This window comes from Nocardiopsis synnemataformans, assembly GCF_965343085.1.
Classification (GTDB): Bacteria; Actinomycetota; Actinomycetes; order Streptosporangiales; family Streptosporangiaceae; genus Nocardiopsis; species Nocardiopsis alborubida.
Map to the genome: position 1 here is coordinate 42,894 of NZ_CBDRFA010000021.1, position 14,913 is coordinate 57,806.

Sequence of the window (14,913 nt, forward strand, 5' to 3'; positions counted from 1 at the left end):
GCACCGTGCCGGTCCGCTAAGCGGTGTCCGCGGTGTCGCCGCCCGGCCGTGCCGCGTCCGTCACCGGGGTTTTGGCGTGTCCAGCAGCAGGCTCCGCTGTGGACTCCTCAGCGGACGCGGACGCGGACGCGGCTGCGGGCTGGGGAGCCGGGGCGACGGGATCGGGCAGGGGCAGCAGTCCCGCGTCGAGCGAGTGGATCATCGCGGTGGCCCCGCCCCGGGCCGCCGCGCTCAGCCCCAGGGACGACAGCTCCACCCGGCAGCCGCCCGCCTCCGGCGCGAACGCGCTCGCGGCCGCCTCCGCCCGGCAGTTCGGCAGCAGCCACGGGCCCAGGGGCACGAAGTAGCCGCCCAGCACCACCAGGCTCGGATTGGTGACGTTGATCAGCACGGCCAGGCCCCGGCCCAGCCACGTGCCCGCCCGCTCCAGCGCGCCGACGGCGGCGTCGTCGCCCGCCTCGGCGCGTTCCACGGCCGCCCCCACCAGCTCGGCGACGTCGCTGCCCGACAGCGGGTGGTCCGGGAACCGGTCGGGGACGGCCCCGTGCAGGATGGCCCCGATCCCCGCCAGCGCCTCCAGGCAGCCGCGTCGCCCGCACGCGCACTCCGGCCCGTCCGGGGCCAGCGACAGGTGGCCCACCTCGCCCGCGAACCCGCTGACCCCGCGCAGCAGCTCGCCCCCGGTCAGGATGCCCGCGCCGATCCCGACCTCGCCGGTCAGGTACGCCAGGTCGGCGGTCCCCGCGAACGACCCGACCCGGTACTCGGCCACCGCGCCCAGGTTCGCGTCGTTGTCCACCCGCACCGGGACGCCCTCCACCCCGGCCTCGCGCAGCAGCTCCGACAGCCGGTCGCGCAGCGGCACGTCGCGCCAGCCCAGGTTGGGCGCGTGCGTGACCCTCCCCGAGGGGGCGTCGATCAGCGCCGGTACCGCCACGCTCACGCCCACCACGGTGCGCCCGCGCAGCGCCGGGTCGGCCACCATCGCGCCGAGGGTGCGCGCGATGTGCCGCGCGCACGCCTCCGCCCCGGCCGACCGGGCGTCGAAGGGGACGTGGCGGCTGACCAGTTCGCGCTGGAGCAGGTCCACGGCGACCACCGACAGGTAGTCCACGTTGACCTCCAGACCGATCGCCGCGATCGAGGAGTCGTCCAGGTCCAGCAGCACCCCGGGGCGCCCCACCCGCTGGTGGGAGGAGCGCCCGGTCTCGCGGACCAGCCTGCGCGCCATGAGGTCGGCGACCAGGCTGGACACCGTGGTCTTGTTCAGCCCGGTGGCCGCGGCGACCGCCGCGCGCGAGCAGGGGGCCAGCTCGCGGACCGTGCGCAGCACGACGCCCAGGTTGGTCTCCCGGACCGTCTGGAAGCTCACCGTTCCCGAACCGACCGACACCTGGTCCCCCTCGTCCTGCCCGACACGGCACACCGTGCCCGGATCGTACAGGGAGGCAGCGGCGTGAGCGGGAGCGCTACCCCGGCAGGTGCGGCTGAGGGGATGGAGGGGGCGGAGGGGGCGGGTGTGGCCGGGGAGGCGATCGCGGGTCCGGGAAGCGGGGGCTGGGAAGCCGGGGCTGGGGCCGGGGACCGGCGCAGGGAGGCCGGGCCGGAAAAGCCGTTGCGCCCGGCGGACCCCTCTGGTGGGATCCCGGGCATGGTGCCTGCCGACGTCTTCCGCGACCAGCCCGTCCTCACCGGTAAGAGGGTCCGCCTCGAACCGCTCGACGCCAGGACCGGCGAGCACTTCGTCGAACCGGTACTGCGCATGGACCCCGAGGTGCGCCGCCTCACCGGCACCCACCGGGAGTTCACCAGGGACGAGCTGGTGCGCTGGGCCGCGACGCGGCCCGACCACCACGACCGCGCCGACTGGGTCGTCTTCGAGAGGGAGGGCGGCGCGCCCGTGGGCGAGTGCGCGCTGATCGACCTCGACCCGGACAACGCCAGCGTCGGCTACCGGATCGCGCTCAACGGCATGTCCGTCACCGGCAGGGGCTACGGCACCGAGGCCACGGACCTGGTGCTGGAGTACGCCTTCACCGTGGCCGGGCTGCACCGGGTCGGCCTGGAGGTGTTCGCGTTCAACACGCGCGCGCAGAGGTCCTACGCACGGTCGGGCTTCGTCCACGAGGGCGTCTGGCGCGAGTTCCTGCGCTGGGACGGCGAGTGGCACGACGCGGTGCTGATGTCGATCCTGGACGAGGAGTACGCCGAACTCCGCGCCGCCCGGGAGCGGAACTAGGGGCTACCCTCGGGCCCATGCCCGTTCCTGACTTCCTCCTCGCGCTCCGCAGCCACGTCGGCCACGGCCTCCTCCCCCTCGTCGGGGTGACGGCGGTGGTGATCAGCGAGGAGGGCGAGGTACTCCTGCACCGGCGCGCGGACGACGGCCGCTGGTCCACGCCCGGCGGCATCCTGGAACCGGAGGAGGAGCCCGCCCGTGCCGTGGTCCGCGAGGTGCGCGAGGAGACCGGCGTGGAGGTCGAGGTGGAGCGGCTCACCAGCGTGGTCGCCCAGGAGCCCTTCACCTATCCCAACGGCGACCGCGTGCAGTTCCTCGACCTGGCCTTCCGCTGCCGTCCCGTGGGCGGGGCGCCCGACGCCAGCGGCGACGAGAGCCTGGACGTGCGCTGGTTCCCGCCGGAGGCCCTGCCGAGCATGCCCCAGCGCATCCTCGACCGGATCGGCTACGCCCGCGAGGACCGCCCGGGGCCGTTCTACCTCACCTGATCCCTCAGTCCGGGCATTGTGGTTACGCTTATTTCAGATATGCTGGTGCCACTGAAGGGAGGTCCAGATGGTGCGATCGAGTGTGCTGGGCCGCGCGCCCCGGATCGAGCCCGGCGTGGACGACCGCTCGGCAGCCGAGCGGGTCATGAACGGTGCGGCGGGCGGTGGGTCGCGGCTGGTGTTGAGGTTGTCCGACGGTGGCGAGGTCACCCTGCCGGAATCCCTGATGAAGGTTCTGCTGGCTTCGGCCAGCGAGTTCTCGGAGGGGCACGCGGTCACGGTCCTGGCGTCCGAGACCAGCCTGACTCCGGCCGAGGCGGGGGAGTTGCTGGGTCTGTCGCGGCCGTTCGTCGTGCGCCTTCTCGATGGGGGGGAGATCCCGTCCGAACGCCTGCCCGACAGCCGACACCGCGTCATCCGGCTGGCCGACGTCCTGGAGTTCCAAGCGAAGAGGGAGAGAAGGCGTGCGGGCAGACGGCGGATCGCCGAAGCAGTTGAATCCGCCGATCTCCCCTACTGAACGTCAGGTCACGCATGCCCCGCGTCTTCGTCGACACCAATGTGCTCTTCCCGTTCTCGATCATGGACCTTCTGCTGGCCCTGACCGAGGACATGGTTCACGAGGTGCTCTGGACCGAGAGGCTCCTCGCCGAATGGGAGAGGGTGATCGTGCGTGAACACCAGCGTTCGCCCGCCTCAGCCAGGGCGATCACCTCAGCGATCAGGGAGTGCTTCGCCGATAACCGTATCCCGGAGGATGACTACTCCCACCTGACGGAGACGATGCCCGGCGGCGATCCCGACGACCGTCACCACATGGCCGCCGCGCTGGCTGGACGGGCCAGCGTGATCGTCACCTGGAACCTGAGTGACTTCCCGAGTGTTTCCCTGGCTGCCCTGGGGATGGGAGTCGTCGACCCGGACACCTACCTCTGTCAACTGCTCGATGAGCTGTCGCATGAGATCGCCACGACGGTCGTCAGACTGGCTGGTGAGAAGCGCCGCCCACCCATGACGCCTGAAGAGCTCTTGGACAACCTGGCCAAGGCGGGTGTCCCTGACTTCGCCGAGCGCCTCGGAGCGCGGCTCGGCACGCGTTGAGCCGGGGACGCCAGGATCCACATGTTCCTGCTGCCCAACAACGTCAGGCGCGACGATCTCATCGCCCTTCTTCATGACCACCTGAGAGAGATCCGCACACGGGTCGTGGAACTCGTTTCCGGGGCCCGGCGGGTGACGCGGGCAGGGTTGAAGCAGCCGTGAACGACGCGGGCATCGGTACGTCACCGGTGCCCGCGTCCACGTCAACCGGCGGCGGCCTCCGGAAGGAGCGCGGTCGCCCAGGAGCCCTTCACCTACCCCAACGGCGACCGCGTGCAGTTCCTCGCCCTGGCCTTCCGCTGCCGTCCCGTGGGCGGGGCGCCCGACGCCAGCGGCGACGAGAGCCTGGACGTGCGCTGGTTCCCGCCCGGGGCCCTGCCCGACATGCCCCAGCGCATCCTCGACCGGATCGGCTACGCCCACGAGGACCGCCCGGGGCCGTTCTACCTCACCTGAGACCCGGCGCCGAAGACCTTGGGCGGTTGACTCCGGGAACCGGTCAGAGCGAACGCCCTGTGCCTTCCTTTGAGGGGAGAGGACACAGGGCGCGGAACTATCGGTTCAGCTGAGGTCGCCCTTGGAGGTGCTAAGGAAGGCGCGCCACTCGGCAGGACCAAAGGTGAGTGCGCCCAACTCCCGATGCTTGGTGTCGCGTAGAGCTGAACCTTCCAACCAGTCCGCGACCTCAACGCAGTTGGAAGAAGCACTTGAGTAGGTGGAGGTGCGGAAGAGCGCCTCGTGCTGAGCGGGAAGCTGGTCCATGGGTCCTTGGCCTTCGTGGGTCAGGTGGGCTGCAAGAGGTTTTTGAGTAGCTGAACGGATTGCTTCTGCGAAAGCGCTACTCCACAGAGGTGGGTGAACCTGGATCGATGGAGGGCTACCTCCTCCTTGCTTTCGAGGTAGGCGTTGCGGGCCGCAGACTCGGTGTAGACGATGGTCAGGTCATAGTCACCAGCGAAGTCCATGATCACGAACGAGCCGCCCATCCCTCCGTGCAAGCCGGATTGTAGCGGGGCGATCTGGATCGACGTTGTGTTGCTGGTGTCCTCGGCAACCTCGATCAGGTGCTCTACCTGCGGTTTGAAGGCTTCGGGTGTGCCCAGCAGGCGCTGTACGGCGGCTTCCTCGATCACGAACACCGCAGTGGGTGACGTATCGCGGGTGAGGATCTGCTGGCGCTTCATCCGTGCTTCAACCTTGGCCTCGACTTCTCCCGGAGTGATGAAGGGATAGCCGAGAAGCAAGGCCGTGGCGTACTCGCGAGTCTGGAGTAACCCGGGGATGAACTCTGGTTCGTAGGTGCTGATCTGGGAGGCTTCGTCCTCGAACGCGAGCAGCGCACCGTCGAGGGCATCTCCGTACTGGACCCACCAGCCGCGTTTCTTCGCGTCACGCATCAGGTTCTCCAGCGACTCGCGGTGGGCTGGGTCAGTCACCGCATAGAGATCGAGCAGCGCCCTGAGGTCCGTCAGGTTTCCTCGTGTCCAGCGACCGTTCTCGTAGTTGTGCACCTTGGTCTTTGCCCAGTCGAGTTCGGCGGCCACCTGGTCGAGCGTCAACCCGACTGCTTCTCGGCCACTCCGCAGCTCGCGGGCCAACTGGCGTTTGCCCACCGTGGGCAGTGGCGGCTGCTTCGCGGCCATCGGACGCCTCCTCAACGTTAGTCATGGCAAGTCACAGCTGATACTAGTCCGAACTCTCATGAAACGAACTAGACATATCACGCAAAACAACTTTGGACTTGAAAGTAGGAAGTTCATAGTTAACGATGGTCTCATGGATTGATTCGCCAGGGGCGCGGCTCTACAGGGCCGTTGGTCCGTGGCTATCACTGTGGAGGACTGTCATGGCTGGTGAACGGCGGGCACGCGAGGGAACCAGTGGTATCCCGGCCGCTGAGCTGGTGAGACTCCTGGAAGCCAGACACGGGATTGAGGCGGAAGAGACCTCCGAGTCGGGGTGTGTGGTGGCCCGTGGCGGGGGTCGCACGGTGACGGTCGCTCTGGTGAGCGGCCGATGGTGCCGGGCGCACACCTCCTACGACGGCCGCAGGGCCCTCGCGCCCCTGTACCCCGCTGGCCGTGAGGCCTCCGTGGCCCGCTCGATCGCGGCGGAGCTGATAGAGGCGAGGGCGAGGGCCGTCGAGTGAACGAACCTCCAGGACCTGGACCCGCCACATCGTGGACCTGCCCCGCGTGCTGCCGCACCGAGAACGGCGGTCACAGGACTCACACCCGTTGCCCTCGCGGCAACTCCCAGGACGACAGCGACGACCGCCCGGCCCTGATGCACAGCCCGCGCGAGAACTGCACCCATTCCGCGCGACACCGAGACGCGAAGAGGCTCCCGGACCCTGGCGGGCCGATGCCCTCCGCGTTCCCCTCTTCCGGCCTCCACGTGCCGCCTCCGGCCGGGCACGTCAAAGCCCCGGCGGGTGCAATCACACCCCCGGGGCGCGGCCAGTCAATATCGGATGTCTCCAAAGGAGCCTCTGGCATGTTCATTCTGCCTCGTAACCCCGATCCCGCGCCCCTGGTGCCCGCCGTTGTCCACAGCCTGTGGAAACCGTGCCTCTACCCCGGAACCCTGGCCACCACCGCCCGGGTTCGCGCTGACCTGCGCCGGGACCTGTCCCGCCTGCCCGGCCTGGAGGAGGAGCTGGCCGAGTCCATCGTGCTGTGCGCCAGCGAGATGTTCGCCAACTCGTGCGACCACTCCCGCTCCGGCGAGCAGGACGGCCGGGTCATCCGCACCCTGACCCTGCCCGAGAGGCACACACTACGGCTGTCGGTCATCGACGACGGATACCGCGACACCGACACCCGCCCGCGCATCCCCCACCAGCGCACCGAACAGGAGTGGCACGAGGCCGAACGCGGCCGGGGCCTGCTGCTCATCCACCACCTCTCCGCGCGCTGGGGAACGCGCCGGGTGGTCGACTTCCCGTTCTGCGAGGGGCTGGGCACCGTGCTGTGGGCGGATTTCGACCTGCCCGCCACCCCGGCCGCCGGGTCTGCTTCGGCCGCCGTGTCCACCCCGACCGCCACGGCCACCGCGTTCGCCACGTCTGTCACGGAGGCCCTCCGATGACCGCACCCGCTGCGCCCGAGCTCTCCCCGGGCATGCGCCGGGTGCTGGACGCACCCCGAGGCCAGCGTTTCAGCCGTCCCACGCTCCGCCCGGGAATCCGCCCGACGACCAACCGGCCGCCCGCTTCGCCGCCTCCGCTGACCTCGTTGGGCCGAACCCCGCGTGAGCGCGCACTCCTCGCGCAGATGCCCGACACACCCCGGCTGCGCTACCGGCTCACCCACGGGGACGTGCCCGCCTGGATGATGGCCTCCGACGCCCGTGACCCCCGTCCGCGCGAGAGGCCCGCCCCGGTCTCCGACCCCGGCTCCGTTCCCGGCCGGAAACCCGCTCCCGCTCCCAAGCCCGTGCCCAACCGGAAACCCGCGCCCGCGCCCAAGCCCACACCCGCCCCCGGCGACGGACCGAGGCCCAAGCCCCTGCCGATTCCGCGGCCTCGGCGGGAGCGTACGCCTCCGCCGCCGCTGCCGCGCAGGTCGGACCGTCCCCGCCGCCCGGCGAGCCACCGCAGGCCCCGCCGCCGCGCGGGCTGGACGGTGACCTGCTACGCCCTCGCCGCCAGCGCCGGAGCCCTCGCCCACCACCTCACCCAGTTACTGGTCTGACCCTTCCCAGCTGCCCCGACCACTCAAGGAGGCCGCACCGGCGCGGGGGCCCGGTGCGGCCGTCACAGCCGCCCATTAGCTCAGCCGCTCAGCCGCCGAGAATCCGAGTGATCTTCTCCGCCAGACGCTTCTGCGGGACCTCGGTGGGCAGGCGCCAGCCGTGGTCTCCCACCTCCTCGGCCTGGAGCCGCACCGACGCCTCCCGCACGCGGTGCAGGTAGCGGAAGTCGAAGTGCCAGTGTTCTGGCTCGCCCTTCGCGAGGTTGGCCGGGATCTGGTGAATATCCAGGTCAACCGGCACAACATCCTTGACATCCTCGGCCGCCCTGAACCTGGCGCGGTCGAGCGCGTCGCAACGCCAGCGGCGGGAGGCCTCAGCGTGTGCCGCCTCGTCGATGCTCTTGGGCTTGGGGAGCACGGCGCGCAGGTCGGCCACTCCGGCGAGGGCGTGCAGAAACGCGGGACGTTCGGGCAGGAGGTGGGTGATCGCGATGGCGCAGGCCCTGTGTCCGTTCGGCAGGCTTTCGGAGACACGGGAGAAGTAGTCGGCGATCCGGGCGCGTTCGAAGTCTTCCAGCACTGGTGCGCTCCTGGGAGGAAGAGGGTGTTCCCAAGAGGGTTGTACCTAGATGCCTTGATGGGTAAACCATCAAGGTAGTGCTGAGGAGGTGCTTCTTCTGGGCATGCGCCCCTGACATCAGGGGATCGTGCTCTGGTAGGCCAGCTCGTAGCGGTGACCACCCTTGACCAAGACCGAGACCTCCACGGGGTTGGCCTCGTCGCTGTACACGGTGCGGAGAGTCCGCATGACCGGTACGTCGTCGGGGAGCTCCAGGGCCCTGAACTCCTCGGGTGTGGCGAGACGCACGGACACCCGGTCGACGTGCTCGCGCGGTGGGTACCCGAGACCGGTCAGCAGGGCTGGAGAGCCTCCCCGCATACGCGCTCTGTGTTCCAGGGGTGTGCCGTCGGCGATGGACAGAGGGTAGTAGTTCCACACCAGTTCGACGGGGTCGCCGTCGAGCGACAGGAGCTGGTGCCGCAATGCCACGTCCTCACCGGAGGCGGTGCCGAGAGCCTCCGCGACCTGGCGCGGCGGCTTCACCCGTGTGACGTCGAGGAGCTTCGCCGTACCTCGCTGGCCGCGCTCGTCGGCACGGGAGATCCACGGGTGGGCTCCGCCCCGAAGAGAGGGGGAGAGGTAGGAGGCAACCTGAACCACCAGCGGAGTCTCAGCCCGAACGAACACGCCCACACCGGGCCTGCCGACGACGAAGCCCTCCTCCTTGAGTACCTGGAGAGTGCGCTGAACGGTCTGGCCGGTGACCTCGTAACGCTCCACGAGCTGCTGCGTCGTGGGGAGGCGTTCTCCGGGCTCCAGTTCCCCGGACATGATCGCCGCACGCAGGGACGCGGCGATCTGCTGATGCCGTGGGCGCGTGTCCTTCCGTCTCATGGCCCTATCCCACCAGCAGCCGGTAACGCAGGTGCCGTCCTTCGGGACGCATCACCATGCGGGACACCTCGAAAGGAGTGCCGTCCGCCGTCCGTGTGGTCCTCAACAGGATGAGGACGGTGCGCCCGGAGGGAAGGTCGAGCGCCTTCGCCTCGGAGGCCGTCGCAGGTCCTGCTGACACGTCCTCCACCACCTCATGCGCGGTGTACCCGAGTTCGGCGAGCAGGGTGGGCGCTCCGCCGCGTATCTTGCGTTTCTCAGCCAGGGGTGTGCCCGCAGCGACGGAGAGCGGATAGTACGAGTCCGTGAGCTCCACGGGGACATCGTCGAAGAGCATGATCCGGCGCCGCACCACGGCCCGGACCTGCTCTCCCAGCGCCTCGGCCACCTCCGCCGGGGTGCTCACTTCGCCGACCTCCACGAGTCTTTGCGTGGCTTGGACTCCCTGAGCGGTCCAGGGATCGGACGCACCAGCGGGACGTGCGGTCACGTAGGAGGCCGAATCGTCGTTCGGTCCGGATCGCGAACTCATCTCGCCTCCGAGGAAGTCGGGGCCTTGGTGCCTGTGATGCCAAGGTAGTACGCGCCGCCACTGTACGAGCCGAGCCCTCGACGCTTACGAGGGCCCCCGGTCCCGGCGCGGGGGCCCGGTGCGGCCATGGTCCTCAGAGCCCCGTCCGTGACGGTCGTTGAGCAGGGCAGTCGCTGCCCATCACTCGGATTGCAGTTCTGCCACCGAACTGTGAAGGCCGTTGCGCTGAAGGCTGGCGAGCACGGCAGCAACCGTTCCCGGCGGTTTGCGCCAGGAGTCTGCGATCTGTTGTGCGCAGGACCAGACCACTTTCCTGTCCAGGTGGATCTGGTCGAGAACGAAGTCGTCCGGGCTCTTGGCCTCGATGTCCCACCCGTCCAGGACCGATGAGGGGAAGTCGGACAGATTCTCCGTGACGATCACCTGGGCACGTGCGCGGATGGCGGCGGCCAACACGTGCCGATCGTCGAGATCGGGTAGGTCCAAGGAGTCGATCAGCGGTTCGTAGCCTGTGACAAGACAGTCCCGCACCGCGCAGATCATGAGCTTCCTCGTGCGCTGCAAAGCGTCGGCCGACAGTTCCGGGCGGTTCTTCCGGAGGTTGTCGAAGGTCTCATCCAGGATCTGATGGGTCCATCTGGCCTGGACGAGACTCGCCTGAGCCACCCTGATGAGCAGGTCCCGCAAGGTACTCGGGTAGAGGACGTTCGCATCGTAGATGACGACGAAGGGCATCTCAGTCCAGGCCCAGTTCCCGAGTCATCGCGGACAGTTCGTCGGCGGCCTCGCGGCGACGCTGGTCGTCTCTGCCGATGTACTCCAGCAGGGAGTCCGCACGAACCCGGCGGTGGGTACCGACCTTGCGGTAGGCGATCTCTCCGGCCTGGAGAAGGCCGATCAGATGCGGGCGCGAGACGTTGAGCATGTCCGCGGCCTGCTGGGTCGTCAGTTCGGCGTGGTCCGGAACGATCGAGACTCCGCGCCCGGCCGCCATGTGCGCGAGCACACTGGCGAGCAGTTCGACGGCCGACCGCGGCAGCAGAAGCTCTTCCTGGCTGTCCTCGACGGTCACGGGGACGGGTGTCAACGTTTCGTGGTGCTCGTCCAGGTAGCGGCGAATGCGGGGCAGGGCGCTGGCGGCCGCCTGGATCTGTTTGGTGTCCGGATGCGAAGACAACACGGCCATGCTTTCTCCTCGCGTTGGCGCCAAGGCCAGAACATCAATCCTGTAACCGCATTATCCGAAACAAACGAAGCAAACGCAAGGAGGATGGCGGTTTTGCTGTCCGCTCCCCGAGCCCTGGGTCTGTCCTCAGGCCCGCAGCCGGGTCCGCTGTCCTGTCGGTCAGGGGTGTTCAGAGGGAAGAGCGAGCAGCCCGTCCACCGTCTGGGCGAGGTCGCGGCCCGAGACGTCCGGCGGGGCGAAGACCGACGGGAAGCGCCCCTCCAGGTGGGAGGACCAGCCGGTCACCAGCCCCGCGTTCCGCGCCCCGGCGACGTCCCATCCGTGCGCGGTGACCAGGGCCAGCCGCTCCGGGGCGACCCCCAGGGACCGTGCGGCGGCCCGGTAGGCGCCCGGCGCGGGCCTCCACTCCCCGGCGGGGCGGGCTGCCAGCACGTCCTCCACCAGGTGGAGCAGACCGGCGCGCTCCAGCAGCCTGCGGGGCAGCGCGTCGCCGTGGTCGCCCAGGGCCGCGACGGACAGCCCGGCCTCGCGCGCGGCGCGCAGTGCGGCGGCCGCCTCGGGCCGGGGGTCGAGTTCGGCCAGCCCTTCGACGATGGCGTCCTCGGCGGAGGGGGCGATCTGGTGACCGGTGATGTCGCGCAGCGCGCCCCGGACCACGTCCTCGAAGGACCGGTCGGCGCCGTCGCCGCCCACCAGGGCCAGGGCGAACGAGTCGCGCAGCAGGTGGTCCGACCAGCGGGTCATGAGCACCCGGGGGATTCCGGCCTCCCGGAACCGCCACTCCAGGGGCGCGAGGGGGAAGAGGGTGTCGAGGACGTCGAGGACGAGGGCGGCCGGGCGGAGCGGTCGCCCGGCGGGGCGTTCGGACATGGGTGCGGCTCCAGGGAGGGGGTCGGGGACGGCCACCCCGTTCCTACCCGGACACGGTGCCTTTCGCGCCTCTCGGGCCTTTCGCGCCTCCCGGGCGCCCCGTCTCCCGGCCTTCCGGCCGCGGGGGCGCGACCGCTCAGAGCGCGTCCAGGCGGGGGATCTGCTCCACCGCCCACGGGCTCAGCAGCCACGGTGTCCGCTCGGCGACCGCCACCAGGTCCGCCCACTCCGTCCACGCGTGCTCGGCCACCTCCGACGGGTCCGGGTCCGGACCCTCCTCCGCGCGAGCCCAGAAGACCGGGCAGAACTCGTTCTCCACGATCCCCTCGGCCGACACCGCCCGGTACCGGAAGTCGGGCAGCGCGGGCCGCACCCCGCTGACGCGCATCCCCAGCTCCTGGCCGACCCGGCGGCGCACGGCCGCGTCGAGGTCCTCGTCCGGGCCGGGGTGGCCGCAGCAGCTGTTCGTCCACACCCCCGGCCAGGTGGTCTTGCCCAGGGCCCGGCGGGTGACCAGCACCCGCCCGTCCGCGTCCAGGACGTAGCAGGAGAACGCCAGGTGCAGCGGGGTGTCCCGGGTGTGCACGGTGGCCTTGTCGGCGACGCCCACGCGCCGGTGCAGCTCGTCGAGCAGCACCACGAGTTCACGCCCGGAACCGCCTTCCGCGCTCGCGGCGGCCTTGTGCTGGGTCACGGCTCCTACCCCCCGCTTCCGGGACCCGCGCTCCGCGCGCGGCCGTCCCTCGTTCTTACGTCACACGCGTATCCGTACTTCTCACACGGTGTCGGTCTTCCCTCCCATACTCACCCGTCACTTCCGTCTGACGCGCACCGGCTCCACCGGACCGTGCTCCGCGCGGTCCGGGGGTGCGCATACAGTTCCTGATGGCCCCGAGTCGGGAGCCACCGGACACAGGGAACGGGAGGCCGGCCGCGACGATCGCGGCGCGGCGGTGGAGCGGTGACGGAGACGATGACGGACACGGGTACGCGGGCACGGCCGGAGGAACCGGAGCACCCGGCGGAGCGGATCGACCCCGACCGGCTGGCCGTGTGCCTGGACGTGATCGCCCGCGCCGGTGAGCTGCCCAGCGACCACCCGGACTCGGCCGTCCTCCAGCGCGCGACCGCCCGCCTGTTCAAGCGGGTCAAGGAGCAGCGCCGCAGGGAGCGCCAGGCCGCCCAACGGGCCCACGACAACGCCGTGTTCGCGGCCACCGCGACCGCCGCGCCGGACCGGATCGACGACGAGACCAACGGCCGCGCCCTCACCAGCGGCAGCGGCGGAGCCCTCGCGGGCGTGCTGAGCAGGCCCCGGCCCTGTTACATCTGCAAGCAGAGGTACCGCGAGGTCGACTCCTTCTACCACCAGCTGTGCCCCGCGTGCGCCGCGTTCAACAGGGAGCGCCGGGCCGCCCGCACCGACCTGACCGGGCGCCGGGCCCTGCTCACCGGCGGACGCGCCAAGATCGGCATGTACATCGCCCTCCGGCTGCTGAGGGACGGCGCGCACACCACCGTCACCACGCGGTTCCCCAACGACGCGGTGCGCCGGTTCGCCGCGATGCCCGACAGCGGCGAGTGGCTGCACCGGCTGCGGGTGGTGGGCATCGACCTGCGCGACCCCGCCCAGGTGCTGCGGCTGGCCGACTCGGTGGCCGAACAGGGGCCGCTGGACATCCTCATCAACAACGCGGCCCAGACGGTGCGCCGCTCGCCCGGCTCCTACGGGCCGCTGGTCGACGCCGAGGCCGAGCCGCTCACGGGCGAGGGCCTGCCCGAGCCGCTGGTGCTGGGCGGTGTGCGACCGCGCTCCCTGGAGGGGCGCACCGCCCCGGAGCAGGACGCTCCGGCGACCCACGCGCTCACCCCGGCCATGCTCACGTCCCTGGCGCTGACCACGGGATCCGCGTCGATGGAGAGGGTGCGCACCGGGACGGCGATCGACGCCGGGGGGCTGGTGCCCGACCTGGCTCCGGTGAACAGCTGGACGCGGCGGATCGGCGAGGTCGACCCCGTCGAGATGCTGGAGGTGCAGCTGTGCAACGTGAGCGCGCCGTTCCTGCTGGTGGACCGGTTGCGTCCGGCCCTGGCCGCCTCCCCGGCGCGCCGCACCTACATCGTCAACGTGTCGGCGATGGAGGGGGTGTTCGGCCGCGGCTACAAGGGGCCGGGGCACCCCCACACCAACATGGCCAAGGCCGCGCTCAACATGCTCACCCGCACCAGCGCCCAGGAGATGCTGGAGTCCGACGGCATCCTGGTGACCAGCGTGGACACCGGGTGGATCACGGACGAGCGGCCGCACCCGGACAAGGAGCGGCTGGCCGAGGCCGGGTTCCACGCGCCCCTGGACCTGGAGGACGGGGCCGCGCGCGTGTACGACCCCATCGTGCGGGGCGAGCTGGGCGAGGACCTGCACGGGTGCTTCCTGAAGGACTACGCCCCCGCCAACTGGTAGGGAGTGCGCGGAAACGGCTGTCCGGGTTCCGGGTGGGCCTACGGATCAGGTGAGTGCGCGGCGGAGGTCCTTCATCAGCAGTACGAGGTGCATCGGATCGCTCGGGCTCTGCTCGAACTGAGCGAGGTTGAGGTAGAACTGTCGTGCTGATGCGCTCTCGCAGTGGATGAGGAGAGCTCGGACACCGATCGTTTCGGAGGCCACCGCGACCCGGCGTAGCGCATCGACGACAAGGGCCTTGCCGAGTCCCGTCCCCTGGACACGGGTGTCGACTCCCAGCCTGGTCAGGATGACCACGGGCTGGTGGTACCCGCCGGCGCCGCGCAGGAGTCGGCTGGAAGCCACGGAGGGAGCGATGCTTCCAGCGGCCAGAGCGTAGTAGCCGACCACCGGGCCGTCCGTCTCCGGGTCCTCGTCACACACGACGTAGACGCGCGATCCACCTGAGCGGTGCGCCTGGAGCGCGTGTTCGGTCAACCAGTCGGACTGGGCGTGTGATCCGCAGTCGAAGTCGGCCGTCGTGTGATGTGCGGTGAGCGGTTCGACCGGTCCGAACCTCGGCTTCACGTGCCGTCCTCATGACGCCGTGGGCCGTCCTCGTCGAGCACACCGGGCCCGGCCAGTAGCTCCCGCAGCCCGGGGATGTCGCGTGCGGGGCGCTCCAGGGCCGCGTCGAAGGCGGCCCACTCCTGTTCGTCCAAGGTGAAGACCCGTCGGTCCGCCAGTACGTTCGCTGCTGCTTCGGTGGCCGCGCTGAGGACGAAGGCTGAGACCGTGTCTCCCGAGACGGTGCTCGCGGCCTCAAGCAGGGCCTTCTGCTGGTCATCCACTCTCAGGTGGATTCTCTCTGCCTTCATGGCGGTAGTCATACCCCAGATCGTACGC

General features: G+C 70.2%; 21 protein-coding genes and 1 pseudogene. 10 read left to right on the forward strand and 12 right to left on the reverse strand.

Going from position 1 to position 14,913, the window contains the following annotated elements; translation table 11 throughout:
* Positions 1-16: 16 nt before the first annotated feature.
* Positions 17-1,393, reverse strand: coding sequence for an ROK family protein (locus tag ACSIH6_RS14285; RefSeq protein WP_435108763.1), 1,377 nt, complete (start codon positions 1,391-1,393; stop codon positions 17-19).
* Positions 1,394-1,651: 258 nt separating this feature from the next.
* Here ACSIH6_RS14285 and ACSIH6_RS14290 point away from each other — a divergent pair, with 258 nt between their 5' ends.
* The 6 genes and pseudogenes from ACSIH6_RS14290 to ACSIH6_RS14315 all read left to right on the forward strand — a co-directional run.
* Positions 1,652-2,239, forward strand: coding sequence for a GNAT family N-acetyltransferase (locus tag ACSIH6_RS14290; RefSeq protein WP_435108764.1), 588 nt, complete (start codon positions 1,652-1,654; stop codon positions 2,237-2,239).
* 17 nt (positions 2,240-2,256) lie between these two features.
* Positions 2,257-2,727, forward strand: coding sequence for an NUDIX hydrolase (locus tag ACSIH6_RS14295; protein ID WP_435108765.1), 471 nt, complete (start codon positions 2,257-2,259; stop codon positions 2,725-2,727).
* Positions 2,728-2,794: 67 nt separating this feature from the next.
* The gene (locus ACSIH6_RS14300; protein WP_435108766.1) at positions 2,795-3,247 is read left to right on the forward strand and encodes a helix-turn-helix domain-containing protein; all 453 of its coding nucleotides are present in this window, start codon (positions 2,795-2,797) and stop codon (positions 3,245-3,247) included.
* A 14-nt stretch (positions 3,248-3,261) separates the two neighbouring features.
* Positions 3,262-3,828: a PIN domain-containing protein gene (locus ACSIH6_RS14305; protein ID WP_435108767.1), complete on the forward strand. Its 567-nt coding sequence runs from the start codon at positions 3,262-3,264 to the stop codon at positions 3,826-3,828.
* 21 nt (positions 3,829-3,849) lie between these two features.
* On the forward strand, positions 3,850-3,990 hold the full coding sequence (locus ACSIH6_RS14310; protein ID WP_435108769.1) for a hypothetical protein: 141 nt from the start codon (positions 3,850-3,852) through the stop codon (positions 3,988-3,990).
* A 66-nt stretch (positions 3,991-4,056) separates the two neighbouring features.
* Positions 4,057-4,284: pseudogene (locus tag ACSIH6_RS14315) on the forward strand (NUDIX hydrolase); the annotation flags it as partial.
* Positions 4,285-4,389: 105 nt separating this feature from the next.
* Here ACSIH6_RS14315 and ACSIH6_RS14320 read toward each other — a convergent pair.
* Together ACSIH6_RS14320 and ACSIH6_RS14325 are read right to left on the reverse strand one after the other, a co-directional pair.
* Entirely contained in the window at positions 4,390-4,590 is a 201-nt protein-coding gene (locus tag ACSIH6_RS14320; protein WP_435108770.1) for a DUF397 domain-containing protein, read from the reverse strand.
* Positions 4,591-4,610: 20 nt separating this feature from the next.
* On the reverse strand, positions 4,611-5,471 hold the full coding sequence (locus ACSIH6_RS14325; protein WP_435108771.1) for a helix-turn-helix domain-containing protein: 861 nt from the start codon (positions 5,469-5,471) through the stop codon (positions 4,611-4,613).
* 203 nt (positions 5,472-5,674) lie between these two features.
* Between ACSIH6_RS14325 and ACSIH6_RS14330 the strand changes: the two genes are divergently transcribed.
* The 3 genes from ACSIH6_RS14330 to ACSIH6_RS14340 all read left to right on the forward strand — a co-directional run bounded on the left by ACSIH6_RS14330 (position 5,675) and on the right by ACSIH6_RS14340 (position 7,523).
* Positions 5,675-5,977, forward strand: a complete 303-nt coding sequence (locus tag ACSIH6_RS14330; protein WP_435108772.1) for a hypothetical protein — start codon at positions 5,675-5,677, stop codon at positions 5,975-5,977.
* Between the two features lie 347 nt (positions 5,978-6,324).
* The gene (locus ACSIH6_RS14335; protein WP_435108773.1) at positions 6,325-6,918 is read left to right on the forward strand and encodes an ATP-binding protein; all 594 of its coding nucleotides are present in this window, start codon (positions 6,325-6,327) and stop codon (positions 6,916-6,918) included.
* Positions 6,915-7,523, forward strand: coding sequence for a hypothetical protein (locus tag ACSIH6_RS14340; RefSeq protein WP_435108774.1), 609 nt, complete (start codon positions 6,915-6,917; stop codon positions 7,521-7,523). Before ACSIH6_RS14335 ends, ACSIH6_RS14340 begins: the two co-directional genes overlap by 4 nt.
* An 88-nt stretch (positions 7,524-7,611) precedes the next feature.
* Here ACSIH6_RS14340 and ACSIH6_RS14345 read toward each other — a convergent pair whose 3' ends face one another.
* The 7 genes from ACSIH6_RS14345 to idi all read right to left on the reverse strand — a co-directional run bounded on the left by ACSIH6_RS14345 (position 7,612) and on the right by idi (position 12,261).
* On the reverse strand, positions 7,612-8,103 hold the full coding sequence (locus tag ACSIH6_RS14345; protein WP_435108775.1) for an NUDIX hydrolase: 492 nt from the start codon (positions 8,101-8,103) through the stop codon (positions 7,612-7,614).
* A gap of 117 nt (positions 8,104-8,220) precedes the next feature.
* Positions 8,221-8,979, reverse strand: a complete 759-nt coding sequence (locus tag ACSIH6_RS14350; protein ID WP_435108776.1) for a GntR family transcriptional regulator — start codon at positions 8,977-8,979, stop codon at positions 8,221-8,223.
* A 4-nt stretch (positions 8,980-8,983) separates the two neighbouring features.
* Positions 8,984-9,511, reverse strand: a complete 528-nt coding sequence (locus ACSIH6_RS14355) for a GntR family transcriptional regulator (protein ID WP_435108777.1) — start codon at positions 9,509-9,511, stop codon at positions 8,984-8,986.
* A 180-nt stretch (positions 9,512-9,691) separates the two neighbouring features.
* Complete coding sequence (locus ACSIH6_RS14360) at positions 9,692-10,246, reverse strand: PIN domain-containing protein (RefSeq protein WP_435108778.1); 555 nt, start codon at positions 10,244-10,246, stop codon at positions 9,692-9,694.
* A gap of 1 nt (position 10,247) precedes the next feature.
* Positions 10,248-10,697 (reverse strand): helix-turn-helix domain-containing protein, encoded by a 450-nt coding sequence (locus ACSIH6_RS14365; protein ID WP_435108779.1) that lies wholly within the window; start codon positions 10,695-10,697, stop codon positions 10,248-10,250.
* A 159-nt stretch (positions 10,698-10,856) separates the two neighbouring features.
* On the reverse strand, positions 10,857-11,567 hold the full coding sequence (locus ACSIH6_RS14370) for an HAD family hydrolase (protein WP_435108780.1): 711 nt from the start codon (positions 11,565-11,567) through the stop codon (positions 10,857-10,859).
* Between the two features lie 136 nt (positions 11,568-11,703).
* Complete coding sequence (gene idi / locus ACSIH6_RS14375) at positions 11,704-12,261, reverse strand: isopentenyl-diphosphate Delta-isomerase (RefSeq protein WP_435108781.1); 558 nt, start codon at positions 12,259-12,261, stop codon at positions 11,704-11,706.
* A gap of 279 nt (positions 12,262-12,540) precedes the next feature.
* Between idi and ACSIH6_RS14380 the strand changes: the two genes are divergently transcribed.
* Entirely contained in the window at positions 12,541-14,028 is a 1,488-nt protein-coding gene (locus ACSIH6_RS14380) for an SDR family NAD(P)-dependent oxidoreductase (protein WP_435108782.1), read from the forward strand.
* A gap of 45 nt (positions 14,029-14,073) precedes the next feature.
* Here ACSIH6_RS14380 and ACSIH6_RS14385 read toward each other — a convergent pair whose 3' ends face one another.
* Both ACSIH6_RS14385 and ACSIH6_RS14390 read right to left on the reverse strand, forming a co-directional pair.
* The gene (locus ACSIH6_RS14385; protein WP_435108783.1) at positions 14,074-14,595 is read right to left on the reverse strand and encodes a GNAT family N-acetyltransferase; all 522 of its coding nucleotides are present in this window, start codon (positions 14,593-14,595) and stop codon (positions 14,074-14,076) included.
* Positions 14,592-14,897 carry a type II toxin-antitoxin system TacA family antitoxin gene (locus ACSIH6_RS14390; RefSeq protein WP_435108784.1) on the reverse strand — a complete coding sequence of 102 codons (306 nt, stop codon included), beginning with the start codon at positions 14,895-14,897 and terminating at the stop codon, positions 14,592-14,594. Before ACSIH6_RS14390 ends, ACSIH6_RS14385 begins: the two co-directional genes overlap by 4 nt.
* Positions 14,898-14,913: the final 16 nt, after the last annotated feature.

What these genes read in the sequence shown, in the direction of transcription:
- ACSIH6_RS14320 (WP_435108770.1), bottom strand. Translation starts at nt 4,590, where the DNA reads ATGGACCAGCTTCCCGCTCAGCACGAGGCGCTCTTCCGCACCTCCACC.
- ACSIH6_RS14290 (WP_435108764.1), top strand. Translation starts at nt 1,652, where the DNA reads ATGGTGCCTGCCGACGTCTTCCGCGACCAGCCCGTCCTCACCGGTAAG.
- ACSIH6_RS14330 (WP_435108772.1), top strand. Translation starts at nt 5,675, where the DNA reads ATGGCTGGTGAACGGCGGGCACGCGAGGGAACCAGTGGTATCCCGGCC.
- ACSIH6_RS14370 (WP_435108780.1), bottom strand. Translation starts at nt 11,567, where the DNA reads ATGTCCGAACGCCCCGCCGGGCGACCGCTCCGCCCGGCCGCCCTCGTC.
- ACSIH6_RS14350 (WP_435108776.1), bottom strand. Translation starts at nt 8,979, where the DNA reads ATGAGACGGAAGGACACGCGCCCACGGCATCAGCAGATCGCCGCGTCC.
- ACSIH6_RS14300 (WP_435108766.1), top strand. Translation starts at nt 2,795, where the DNA reads ATGGTGCGATCGAGTGTGCTGGGCCGCGCGCCCCGGATCGAGCCCGGC.
- ACSIH6_RS14380 (WP_435108782.1), top strand. Translation starts at nt 12,541, where the DNA reads ATGACGGACACGGGTACGCGGGCACGGCCGGAGGAACCGGAGCACCCG.
- ACSIH6_RS14365 (WP_435108779.1), bottom strand. Translation starts at nt 10,697, where the DNA reads ATGGCCGTGTTGTCTTCGCATCCGGACACCAAACAGATCCAGGCGGCC.
- ACSIH6_RS14295 (WP_435108765.1), top strand. Translation starts at nt 2,257, where the DNA reads ATGCCCGTTCCTGACTTCCTCCTCGCGCTCCGCAGCCACGTCGGCCAC.
- ACSIH6_RS14360 (WP_435108778.1), bottom strand. Translation starts at nt 10,246, where the DNA reads ATGCCCTTCGTCGTCATCTACGATGCGAACGTCCTCTACCCGAGTACC.
- ACSIH6_RS14390 (WP_435108784.1), bottom strand. Translation starts at nt 14,897, where the DNA reads ATGACTACCGCCATGAAGGCAGAGAGAATCCACCTGAGAGTGGATGAC.
- ACSIH6_RS14335 (WP_435108773.1), top strand. Translation starts at nt 6,325, where the DNA reads ATGTTCATTCTGCCTCGTAACCCCGATCCCGCGCCCCTGGTGCCCGCC.
- ACSIH6_RS14325 (WP_435108771.1), bottom strand. Translation starts at nt 5,471, where the DNA reads ATGGCCGCGAAGCAGCCGCCACTGCCCACGGTGGGCAAACGCCAGTTG.
- ACSIH6_RS14310 (WP_435108769.1), top strand. Translation starts at nt 3,850, where the DNA reads ATGTTCCTGCTGCCCAACAACGTCAGGCGCGACGATCTCATCGCCCTT.
- ACSIH6_RS14305 (WP_435108767.1), top strand. Translation starts at nt 3,262, where the DNA reads ATGCCCCGCGTCTTCGTCGACACCAATGTGCTCTTCCCGTTCTCGATC.
- ACSIH6_RS14340 (WP_435108774.1), top strand. Translation starts at nt 6,915, where the DNA reads ATGACCGCACCCGCTGCGCCCGAGCTCTCCCCGGGCATGCGCCGGGTG.
- ACSIH6_RS14355 (WP_435108777.1), bottom strand. Translation starts at nt 9,511, where the DNA reads ATGAGTTCGCGATCCGGACCGAACGACGATTCGGCCTCCTACGTGACC.